We start from the raw sequence: 8,184 nt of genomic DNA on the forward strand, positions 1-8,184 counted from the left end.
GTCGATACCTACCTTCTGGGACTAAGAGGGACACTAACAAAGGGGAAATGGAGTCTGAGCGCTCTGTACACCCTTATAGGCGATCAGAGCCTATTGGGAACAGGTGGACGGTACGAAAAGACTGGATGGGGAGCCTTTATCACCTACACCGACTTGCAAATCGACGGAGAAAGTGAAAATGCAGGGGCAGAAGCGTACGGCGGCATCCTCACCTACCGTCCGGCCTCATCGTTCGAAATTTCCGCCAAATACGTGAAAATCGATCAAAGTGACAAACTCCAATCCAGCTCCTCATCACTCACCCAAAATCCCCGCCCCGATTCAGACGAATACAACATCGATGCAACCTATCAGCCGCGTAAAGAACTTCGACTGCGGACACGGTTAGCCTATATCAATTATGACAGCGGAAGTACAACACACTTCAAAAATAAAGCGTATGACGAACATAATATCCGTATTATTGCCGATTATCTGTTCTGATTTCAACATTTGTCCCGTTTATCCCTAAATTCTATTGACAACAAAGGTTATAACCGCTATAATTCCCGTCCATAAATTGTGCTGGAACAGTTTATTGTTATTTACGTCCCGTTAGCTCAGCTGGTAGAGCATTTCACTTTTAATGAAGGGGTCGATGGTTCGAATCCATCACGGGACACCACTTTTTTTCAACCACATTCATGTGGCCCCATCATCTAATGGTTAGGATTCCAGATTTTCATTCTGGCCATACGAGTTCGAATCTCGTTGGGGTCACCACTTTAAGCTCCCTTTTCTTATCTATTTATAAAATTCTAAATTTTCACTAAGCACTACTGTCACTGTTCTCTCATTCTTATATTGTAGGCAATCGTTTTAAAATCATGCTACACTTTCCCCTATTTTGTAACGTGATAAAAGAGCCCTTATGAAAATCAAAAATAATTTTTACATCGTAATCACCATATCGGTGTTAATGATCGCCCTTTCCATCAGTATTTCACTCATCAATTTCATGGTTTCTCTCCGTGCCACGGAAACCGATCTCAAAACCCGTTCCCTCCCGTTGACGGTGGATAATATTTACACCGAAATTCAAAAACACGTCATCGAACCGAATCTCGTCGCATCGATGATGGCACACGATACGTTTCTCAAAGACTGGCTTATGAATGATGAACAAAACAGCGATAAAATCATCCGTTATCTTGATACGATCAAAAATAAATACGGTATGTTCGTCGCCTTTTTAGTTTCGGAAAAAACCCAAAGCTACTACACCCAAAATGGTTTTCTCGAACATCTGAGCAATTCAAAATCCAATAATGAGTGGTATTTTAAATTCAAAAAACTGCAGGGGGATCATGAGATCAATCTGGATTTCAATAACAATCTGGACAACTCTCTGATTATGTTTATCAACCATAAGATCTACGACAATGATTACCATTTCGTCGGAGCTACGGGGATCGGATTGAAAATATCCTACATCAACGATATGCTCAAACGGTTCCGGCAAGAGTACAATTTCACGGTTCTATTCGTGAACGAAGAGGGAAAAATTATTTTATCCGAACGAACCGATACCAAGATCCAAAGCCTTTACGATACTCCCGAACTGCGCACTCTTGCAGATCAGATCATTATCAAAGATTCCAAAATCCTCGAATATCAAAAAGATGGTGAAAACTATCTTCTCAAAACCAAATACATCCCCGAACTCGATCTCTACCTCCTTGTCGAAGCAAAATTGGATGACTTTACCAAAAATGTACGCCAGACTTTTTATCTAAACCTTGCCGCTTCACTGCTGGTGACCGTCATTATCACTTTCATCATTCTTTTAACGATCCGAGGATACAATGAAAAACTCGAGTTCATGGCACGCAACGATACCCTGACCGGATTGATGAATCGAACTGCCTTCAATGAGTTGTTTAATGATTTTCTCCTTCTATCCAACCGAAGTGGTGACCCGCTAAGCCTTATCTTTTTCGATATCGACAACTTCAAAACCATCAATGACACACTCGGTCATCAAGCGGGAGACAATGTCCTCATCCGAATTGCCGAGCTCCTAAAAACCCGTCTTCGCCGCACCGACATCATCGGCCGATGGGGAGGGGAGGAGTTTATTATCGGGCTGGTTGATACGGATCTTAAAAACGCTGAACTGATAGCCGAAACACTGCGTAAAGGGTTCGAAGAAGACTCACGTCTCGCGCATCTTTCCACGGCCCCTGTAACCGCAAGTTTCGGCATTGTCACCGCACATACCGGCGATACGATAGACACCCTTCTCACACGCGTCGATTCCGCGATGTACCGCGCAAAAGAGCTAGGAAAAAATCGGATAGAATCCGTGTTAGGATATTAATTTTCTGAGAGAAAAATCAAATCTCTACTTCTCAGTTAATACTTCCTTCGTTATAATTATTGATAGGTGATTTTAAAAGGAGATATTCATGAAACCGTTTATTTTTATCCTTCTGTCTATCCTAGTGCTTTCCGGTTGTTCCGCTACCTGGAGCGGTGTTAAAGAAGATTCGTCCAATGCGGCGGATTGGACAAAAGGGAAAGTGAATCAAGGGGCGTCGTACGTCAAAGAGAAAACGGAGTGATCGTATCGGTCGGTTCTCCGAAATAATATCCTTGTGAATAATCGACTTCCAATTCTTTGATCTTATCAAAAACATTTTTGGAGTGAACAAACTCCGCAACCGTCTTGATGTTCATATTTTTCGCAAAACTTACAATGGATGCGGTAATCATTTGGGCATTTTTGTCACTGTCGATATTTTTGATCATCGATCCGTCAATTTTGATGTAATCGACCTTTAGCTTCATAAGATATTCAAAGTTCGAATACCCGGTACCGAAATCATCGATCGAGATTTTGGCACCGTAGTGTTTGACATCATTGATAAACTCTAAAACCTGATCGAAATTTTCAATTCCTTCCGATTCTATAATCTCAAATACAATCTGATTCCCTATTGCAGATGCTTCCAACGTTTTAAGGATATAGTGGTATATCTCTTTATTTAAAATATCTTCTACGGATATGTTAATTGAGACGAAATAAGGCAAACTCTCAAATTTTTCAAATGTTTTCTGTATCATAATTTTTGTGAGCTGGTGATAGAGCTTATTCTTTTTTGCAAGCTCTAAAAAATGGATCGGAGCGATGTATAACCCCTGATCATCTACCATTCGCATCAGCGCTTCATATTTAACGATTTCCTGTGTTTTCGTGTCCACTATCGGCTGAAATACCGGAACGATCTTATCCTCTTCGATCGCTTTTTTGAGCCGTTTCGTCCAGTCGAAGTTTTTCTCATACTCTTTCATCATAGCCATTGAATTATCATAAATCAAAAAGTTCTTTTTAGTTTTTTTAGCACGTTTCAGTGCGATATCCGCATTCACAAGTAACATCTCCGATCCGTACGATATCCCCATCGTAGCACTGAGACTCACTTCACTTTTATCATCGATTTTAAAACTTTTTTGCGAAATCTTTTCGCTTAGCAGTGAAGCAAAAAGTCTAAACTCGTTCAAATCCATCCCGCTGCTGCAGATATGGGCAAATTCATCCGAATGGAGGCGATACAGTCCCTCTTGCTTAGGCATTATCCCCTTCAAGAATTGGGCGAATTCTTTTAAAATCAAATCTCCCGCAGGTTCACCGTAGAGATCATTGATCTCTTGGAACGAATCTATATTAATGATCATCAGAAAAATGTTATGTCTCTCTTCCAGCCTTTCGGTCAGTCTTCTTCGATTTTCCAAACCGGTTAACACGTCATAATAGAATTGATGTTCGATAGAATCGAGCATGCTGTTAAAGACATCTTTTATCGCATCAATCTCTTCGATGTTCTCATTCACTTCAATCCGTTTTCTCATATCTTGGGATGCGGTTATATTTTTAATCAAGTTAGAGAAATTTTTAATCGGTTTGATCACATACTGCTTGAGTTCAATAAATATAGACAAGTAGACAACAATGGAAAACATAATAATAAAAAGAATAAAAAAGTTTATCATCTCAGACAGAGGCACTTTTAAATTTTCAACAGGATAGGAGATATCTATAACCCCTAAAATATCCCCTTTTTGAGCATTAACATGACATTTCAAACAATTCTCTTTTGCAACAACCGGATAGTAGTATTCAATAAGCTCGACATCCGAAATATTTAATACCTCTTCCCCCTTGATCGCTTTTGCGACCTCTGGGTTCGATTCTCGGGCCATTTTGTCTTTTTGAATTTCCCCAAATAGATTTGCAACAATTTCACTTCGGTAAACATTGACTTTCATATGAGAATCAACTCGGTTGAGTCTGCTGATGATCTCTTCCAAATCGTCTTTATTCCACCCTCTTTGCATAGCGGAATACAAAGCTTCAAAGACCAGCATACTTGTTTTTTTGGCATCGACATGTGCCAGATTTGCTATGGCATCTTTTTTCATATACTCGCCGTATAAATATGCGGCCGCAAGAGTTACAAACATCGTAATAAAAATTATTTTAGCCGCAATCTTGGTATAGGTTGTTTTATGTGGCACGTTTGACCCGCTTTATTAAATAAGTGATATTTAAAATCGATTGATGATATCTCAATGGTGGTGAAAAATATCTTAAAAGTAATTCTATGCAGGAGCTACGCTACAATTTCGTTTCCACTATAAAAGGTACTTTATATGAGAAATAAACCACTTTTGCTCTTATTGGCGGCTGTTTTTTCGCTTATTGCCGATGAACCGAAGCAATGGGGGGAAAATGTAAGCGGTGTCGTTACGACATTTCATACCCCTAAAAAAGAGATCGCCCTTACGTTTGATGCGTGTGGAGGAAGTGTCCGCAGTTCTCAATTCGATGCAGGACTTATCAACTTTTTATCGGACAACCATATTCCGGCTACGTTATTTATTAACTCCCGCTGGATACAGAGTAATCCGGAAATTTTCGCACGCTTGGCGGCAAACCCTTTGTTTGAGATCGCAAACCACGGCACCGCACACCATCCTCTGTCCGTCAACGGCAAAAGTATTTATAATATCCCCGGTACCGTATCAGCCGAAGACGTCGCGCATGAGATCAACGGTAACGGAGATTTGATCGAAAAACTCACCGGTAAACGTCCCCGATTTTTCCGTTCCGGTACCGCCTATTATGACGAACAGGCCGTCATCATCGCCCATCAAAATGGAGTCGAAATTACCGGATTCAGTATTTTAGGGGATGCCGGGGCAACGTTTAGCGCGCCCAAAGTGGCACAGCAGCTAGAGAGCGCCCGTAGCGGAGACATTCTTATATTTCACATGAACCATCCAGAGGGCGGAACGCGCGAGGGGGTCATTGAAGGGGTCACCAAACTCAAAGCGGAAGGGTTCAGTTTCATTCGCCTCAGTGATGTCAAAGAACATCTTCATCGCCTTCCCTAAAGAGATTTCGGCGGTACTCTAAAATCTTTATCCACTCTAGGAGCTAATCCATGTGTCTGATCATAACCTTTGCCTTTATAGTAGCCGCCCTCTCCTTTTTCGCAAAAGGTCTTATGCCGCATGCCATTATCAGCGGTATTCTTGCCTCTATTTCTCTTTTCTTTTTTATCCGAAAACTGATCGTTAACGGACGATGTATTTTTGGAAACGATACCGATTGCAATGCTAAAAAGTAGCCTCTCCTAGACTCCGCCGTTTATTTCAAATACGAGCGCAACACGCCCACTAACTTCTCTAAATCTTCATCCCTTTGCTGCGCAGGGACATTTGCCCCAAGATGTTCGCGAATATACCCTTCCAACACCTCATTCATCAAACCGTTGACTGCTCCTCGGATCGCGGCAATCTGCTGAAGAACCGCGGAACACTCTTTTTCATCATTCAACGCCTTCTCCAGTGCTTCAGCCTGCCCTTTTATACGCCGAACCCGTGTCAATAATTGTTTCTTAGCATGAATTGTGTGTGCCATAGTGCTCTCTGTTTTTTAATCTTAATTAAGTATACTGGGGTATAGTATCATAATTTTACCAAAGGATAGACTCCAATGCATGTTTCACCCTCTGCCGAACGCTGGTATCACTCCCATATTTTTGATGAGGGAAATCCTCTAGCCGAGCGCAATACCCGTATCGCAGTAGCATTAACCGCTTTCATGATGGTAGCTGAGATTATCGGCGGATGGGTCTATAATTCAATGGCCCTCTTGGCTGATGGGTGGCACATGAGTTCACACGCTTTGGCGTTGGGTTTATCGGTTATGGCTTACAGTGCGGCACGACGATACGCCCACGATAAGCGTTTTGCATTCGGAACATGGAAGATCGAAGTGCTCGGGGGCTATACGAGTGCCATTTTCTTAGTCGCAGTTGCGGGACTTATGCTGTTCCAATCCGCAGAACGGCTGATTTCACCGACACCCATCCATTATAATGAAGCTATTGAAATTGCAATTCTCGGGTTACTGGTCAACCTTGCGTGTGCATGGCTCCTCAAGGACGGACATTCCCACGATCATCATCACCATGATCACAACCACAGTCACCACGAGCACCATCACGACCTTAACCTCCGATCAGCCTATATGCATGTCATCGCGGACGCTGCTACCTCTGTACTGGCAATCTTTGCCTTGATTTGCGGTAAGTTATGGGGGGCGGCTTGGCTCGATCCGATAATGGGTATTGTCGGAGCGGGATTGGTGAGCGTATGGGCATACGGATTACTACGCGACTCAGGACGTATTTTATTGGACGCGGAAATGGATGCCCCCGTAGTGGCAGAAATCTATGAAGTCATTGAAGCCAGCCCTATCAAAGCAACGATTACCGATTTACACGTATGGCGTGTCGGCAAAGGAAAATATTCATGCATCCTCTCCTTGCATACGTCCGAAGGGGTTTCACCCGATTTTTTCAAAGAGCAGCTGAGCATTCATGAAGAGTTGGCTCACATTACCGTGGAAGTGAACCAAGGATAATCTTCCTTTTTCCGTATTCTATAAGTATAGATTAAGGGGAAGTAAATACAATTCGATAATAGTTATTATTTTTATTATCAGAGGTATCCTATGTATCTTATCTTGGAAGCGTTTTGGGACTTAAGTGTCAATATGGGAATTTATATCCTGTTTGGCCTATTGGCTGCAGGAGTATTGCACCAAATCATCAGTGAAAAATGGGTTCAAAAGCATTTAGGTTCCAATACCCACGGTTCTATCTATAAAGCTGCCTTGTTTGGAACACCGCTCCCTTTATGTTCATGCAGCGTTATCCCTTTTGCCGCATCGCTTCGACGTAACGGTGCTTCCAAAGGGGCAACCATGTCATTTTTGATCTCTACTCCGATCACGGGGATTGATTCGATTCTGGCAACATTTGGGATGTTCGGAGGGATATTTACCCTCTATCGCGTATTCACGTCTGTTATTATTGCTATTGTTGCCGGAATGGTTATGAATTTTTTTGAGCCGAAAGAAGTGGGTAAACAAGGCGTTGCTTTCACCGCCACAGCACCGGAATCTGCTCCAAAGATTATCCGGATGACGAAAACAGAGGATAAAAAGCCGTTTTCGGTATCGGGAGTTTTTCACTACGGCTTGGTCACACTCTTGGGGAGTTTTAGCAAACCGCTCTTTTGGGGGTTATTGATCGGTGCTTTTATTACAGCAGCTATCCCCTCCAATCTGCAGGAACTCTTTAATGACAATCGTATTTTGAGCTATCTGATAGCCGTGGCGATCGCCGCCCCTATGTATGTCTGCGCTACCGAATCGCTTCCGATAGCCGCTTCTCTTCTCATTGCCGGAGTTTCTCCGGGTGCCGCCTTTATCTTTTTAAGTGCAGGACCCGCAACGAATACCGTAACAATGGGGGCGGTCAAATCGATGCTGGGAGTACGCGCTTTAGTCATTTATCTCTCGGTCATTGCCATCGGAAGTATTGCATTCGGAGCATCCATCGACCTATTATTTAAGTCGCTTTCTATCAATATAAGTGTGGATCTGCATAAGCACCACGGAATCCTCCAAGAAGGTGCCGCAATTCTCATGCTGGGACTTATGGGATGGCACTTAATACGTGAACGGTTTCAAAAAAAGGACACATCCTGCAAGGGAGGATCGTGTTGCTCCTAAAACAGCGACACCCCCCTTCAGTGTATTATCCGCTATAATTCCGCAATTATTTGCCA

The 8,184-nt window shown here is 42.6% G+C and carries 8 protein-coding genes, 2 tRNA genes and 1 pseudogene; 9 read left to right on the forward strand and 2 right to left on the reverse strand.

Features of this window, described 5'->3' with window-relative positions; genetic code table 11:
• The 5 genes and pseudogenes from Q0C19_RS02510 to Q0C19_RS02530 form a co-directional block, all read left to right on the forward strand.
• Window positions 1-483, forward strand: a pseudogene (locus tag Q0C19_RS02510) (porin); the annotation flags it as partial.
• Between the two features lie 105 nt (window positions 484-588).
• Window positions 589-664, forward strand: a tRNA-Lys gene (locus tag Q0C19_RS02515).
• 23 nt (window positions 665-687) lie between these two features.
• A tRNA-Glu gene (locus Q0C19_RS02520) sits at window positions 688-762 on the forward strand.
• 148 nt (window positions 763-910) lie between these two features.
• Window positions 911-2,359: a sensor domain-containing diguanylate cyclase gene (locus tag Q0C19_RS02525; protein ID WP_295052510.1), complete on the forward strand. Its 1,449-nt coding sequence runs from the start codon at window positions 911-913 to the stop codon at window positions 2,357-2,359.
• Between the two features lie 88 nt (window positions 2,360-2,447).
• Entirely contained in the window at window positions 2,448-2,603 is a 156-nt protein-coding gene (locus Q0C19_RS02530; protein WP_295052512.1) for a membrane lipoprotein lipid attachment site-containing protein, read from the forward strand.
• Here Q0C19_RS02530 and Q0C19_RS02535 read toward each other — a convergent pair.
• A complete protein-coding gene (locus tag Q0C19_RS02535) occupies window positions 2,584-4,557 on the reverse strand; it encodes a GGDEF domain-containing phosphodiesterase (RefSeq protein WP_295052514.1) in 1,974 nt (657 codons plus the stop codon). The two genes, Q0C19_RS02530 and Q0C19_RS02535, sit on opposite strands and share 20 nt — an antisense overlap.
• 135 nt (window positions 4,558-4,692) lie before the next feature.
• Between Q0C19_RS02535 and Q0C19_RS02540 the strand changes: the two genes are divergently transcribed.
• The gene (locus Q0C19_RS02540; protein ID WP_295052516.1) at window positions 4,693-5,436 is read left to right on the forward strand and encodes a polysaccharide deacetylase family protein; all 744 of its coding nucleotides are present in this window, start codon (window positions 4,693-4,695) and stop codon (window positions 5,434-5,436) included.
• Between the two features lie 50 nt (window positions 5,437-5,486).
• Complete coding sequence (locus Q0C19_RS02545) at window positions 5,487-5,672, forward strand: hypothetical protein (protein ID WP_295052518.1); 186 nt, start codon at window positions 5,487-5,489, stop codon at window positions 5,670-5,672.
• Window positions 5,673-5,692: 20 nt separating this feature from the next.
• Here the strand turns inward: Q0C19_RS02545 and Q0C19_RS02550 are convergent, their stop codons facing one another.
• Window positions 5,693-5,965 carry a metal/formaldehyde-sensitive transcriptional repressor gene (locus Q0C19_RS02550; RefSeq protein ID WP_295052520.1) on the reverse strand — a complete coding sequence of 91 codons (273 nt, stop codon included), beginning with the start codon at window positions 5,963-5,965 and terminating at the stop codon, window positions 5,693-5,695.
• Window positions 5,966-6,040: 75 nt separating this feature from the next.
• Here Q0C19_RS02550 and dmeF point away from each other — a divergent pair, with 75 nt between their 5' ends.
• A complete protein-coding gene (gene dmeF, locus Q0C19_RS02555) occupies window positions 6,041-6,973 on the forward strand; it encodes a CDF family Co(II)/Ni(II) efflux transporter DmeF (protein ID WP_295052522.1) in 933 nt (310 codons plus the stop codon).
• A 90-nt stretch (window positions 6,974-7,063) separates the two neighbouring features.
• On the forward strand, window positions 7,064-8,128 hold the full coding sequence (locus Q0C19_RS02560) for an SO_0444 family Cu/Zn efflux transporter (RefSeq protein ID WP_295052524.1): 1,065 nt from the start codon (window positions 7,064-7,066) through the stop codon (window positions 8,126-8,128).
• The last annotated feature ends 56 nt before the right edge of the window (window positions 8,129-8,184 follow it).

This window comes from Sulfuricurvum sp., from assembly GCF_023250475.1.
Classification (GTDB): Bacteria; Campylobacterota; Campylobacteria; order Campylobacterales; family Sulfurimonadaceae; genus Sulfuricurvum.

Bases quoted from the DNA above. Each gene is read 5' to 3' on its own strand.
- Q0C19_RS02530 (WP_295052512.1), top strand. From the start codon at position 2,448: ATGAAACCGTTTATTTTTATCCTTCTGTCTATCCTAGTGCTTTCCGGT.
- Q0C19_RS02540 (WP_295052516.1), top strand. From the start codon at position 4,693: ATGAGAAATAAACCACTTTTGCTCTTATTGGCGGCTGTTTTTTCGCTT.
- Q0C19_RS02545 (WP_295052518.1), top strand. From the start codon at position 5,487: ATGTGTCTGATCATAACCTTTGCCTTTATAGTAGCCGCCCTCTCCTTT.
- Q0C19_RS02525 (WP_295052510.1), top strand. From the start codon at position 911: ATGAAAATCAAAAATAATTTTTACATCGTAATCACCATATCGGTGTTA.
- dmeF (WP_295052522.1), top strand. From the start codon at position 6,041: ATGCATGTTTCACCCTCTGCCGAACGCTGGTATCACTCCCATATTTTT.
- Q0C19_RS02560 (WP_295052524.1), top strand. From the start codon at position 7,064: ATGTATCTTATCTTGGAAGCGTTTTGGGACTTAAGTGTCAATATGGGA.
- Q0C19_RS02550 (WP_295052520.1), bottom strand. From the start codon at position 5,965: ATGGCACACACAATTCATGCTAAGAAACAATTATTGACACGGGTTCGG.